This is a genomic window from Paraburkholderia sp. NPDC080076 (genome assembly GCF_050281145.1).
GTDB lineage: Bacteria > Pseudomonadota > Gammaproteobacteria > Burkholderiales > Burkholderiaceae > Paraburkholderia.
Map to the genome: position 1 here is coordinate 1 of NZ_JBNNWQ010000029.1, position 2,156 is coordinate 2,156.

The following is a 2,156-nucleotide window of genomic DNA, read 5'->3' on the forward strand; positions in this document are numbered from 1 at the left end:
GTAACCGCTCCATAAACCCCACCTACTGCTGATGGGGCGGGTCTGTCAGGATGCGCTCACTGGCGAGCAATTCCACGGCAGCAGCGCTTCGTAATCCTCGACGCTATTGGCGGCCGGCAGGCGTTCGAGGATGTGGCGCAGCCAGGCGTAAGGCTCCTGGCCATTGGCCTTGGCGGTTTCGATCAGGCTGTAGATCTGTGCGCTGGCCGTGGCCCCCTTGGGCGTGTCGCTGAACAGCCAGTTCTTGCGCCCGATAACGAACGGGCGGATGGCGTTCTCCGCGCGGTTGTTGTCGATCGGCAGATGTCCACCTTCGACGTAGCGCACCAGCTTTCTCCAGTTGCTGGCCAGGTAGTTCACCGCCCTGCCCAGCGCCGTCTGCCCGACGACCTGCGGCTGGGTCTTGTCCAGCCAGGTCTTGAGTTGATCGAGCAGCGGCTGGCTGCGTTGCTGACGGGCGACCAGGCGCTCGGTATCGCAGGCGTCCTTCAGGTCACGCTCGATGCCGTAGAGCTTGTTGATCAGGTTCAGCGCCATGTCGGCACGGCCGGTTTTGCCCTTGGGTTGCACTTTCTGCGCCTCGACGAACTTGCGCCGCGCATGCGCCCAGCAGCCGAGGCGTTCGATGCCTTCTTGCGCGGCCACGGCGTTGTAGCCGGCGTAGTCGTCGGTCATCAGGTAGCCGCGATAGCCGTCGAGCAAGCGCAGCGGCACCTCCTGCGCGCGGCTGGCGGTGTAGTCGAAGAGGATCACCGGCTTATCCGGTGGTCCACCGCTTTGTACCCACATCCAGGACTGCGCGGTGGGATCGCGTCCCGGTTCATGCAGCACCTGCAGGCGCGTTTCGTCGCAGTGCAAAACGGGGTATTCGAGCAGCTTGTCGCGCAGCAGGTTGAGCAGCGGTTGCAGCTGTTCACCGCTCTGGATCACCCAGCGCGCCAGGGTCTGGCGTGGTATGTCGACGCCGTGGCGGCTGAGCATCTTCTCGAAGCGGTACAGCGGGATGCCGTCGGCGTACTTGGTGGTCAGCAGCATGGCCAACACGCTGGGGCTGGCCAGGCTCTTCTCGATCAGTTGGGCCGGCTTGTCGGCAGTGAGCGGCGCCGCTTCGCAGGCCTTGCAGGCGTAGGTCTTGCGGATATGGCGGATGACCCGCACCTGCATCGGGATAATCTCCAGCTGTTCGCTGGTCTCCTCGCCGATGACTTGTTTGCAGGCGCCACAGGCGCAAGTCAGCTCGTGCTCGGGCAGGTCGTGGATGACTTCGACACGCGGCAGGTTGGCCGGCAACGGCTTGCGCTTGCCACGGCGCTTGACCGGCGCAACGATTTCTTCGGCTTCGGCTTCGGCTTCGGCTTCGGCTTCGCTTGGCGCAGCGGCCGCTTCGATCAGCTCTTCGACCTCGTTGAACATGGCCAACTGCGGTGAGTCGGCGTCTTCAGGGCTGCGCTCGGACTTGGGCGAGAACAACTTGTGGCGCAGCAGGGCGACCTGTTCCTGAAGTTGTTCTATGCGAGCATCTTTCGCAGCCGCCTGTTCACTGGCCAGCAGCAGTAAATGCTTGAGCAGGATTGGGTCGTCAGGAAGGGGGGCGGGCACGGCGATCATGGCCGTGGATTATACCGGCTCAGGTCACGAAACGCGGCGTCAGTATCTGGTGCGGACGGTTGCGCCACAGGTCGATGCCGTCGAGCAGCCAGTTCAACTCATCGACCGTCAGCTCGATGGCCTCGTCGCCGGCATCGGGCTTGGTCTTGAAGCGTTCGGCTTCCAAACGCTTGAGCCACAGGCAGAAGCCATTGCGCTCCCAGTAGAGGATCTTGACCTGACTGCGGGTGCGGTTGAGGAACACGAACAGCACGGGGTTGAACACTTCCACCTTGATGTCCAGCTCGACCAGAGCGGCCAGGCCGTTGATGGATTTGCGGAAATCGACGGGTTTTGGGTAGAGGTAGACCTTCTGCACCTTGGCGTCGGGACGCATCATGGGATGAACTCCGGTGAAAACGGGAGTTCAGCTTCCAATGATCTGCGGGCTATGGGCAGGTGGGGTTTATGGAGGTAACCGCTCCATAAACCCCACCTACTGCTGATGGGGCGGGTCTGTCAGGATGCGCTCACTGGCGAGCAATTCCACGGCAGCAGCGCTTCGTAAT

At 62.6% G+C, this 2,156-nt stretch carries 2 protein-coding genes; both read right to left on the reverse strand.

Annotated features, from left to right (window positions below; translation table 11 throughout):
- Positions 1–45: 45 nt before the first annotated feature.
- A complete protein-coding gene (gene tnpC, locus ACQKRQ_RS41380; protein WP_011920681.1) occupies positions 46–1,608 on the reverse strand; it encodes an IS66 family transposase in 1,563 nt (520 codons plus the stop codon).
- A gap of 19 nt (positions 1,609–1,627) precedes the next feature.
- Positions 1,628–1,987, reverse strand: a complete 360-nt coding sequence (tnpB, locus tag ACQKRQ_RS41385; RefSeq protein WP_003460146.1) for an IS66 family insertion sequence element accessory protein TnpB — start codon at positions 1,985–1,987, stop codon at positions 1,628–1,630.
- Positions 1,988–2,156: the final 169 nt, after the last annotated feature.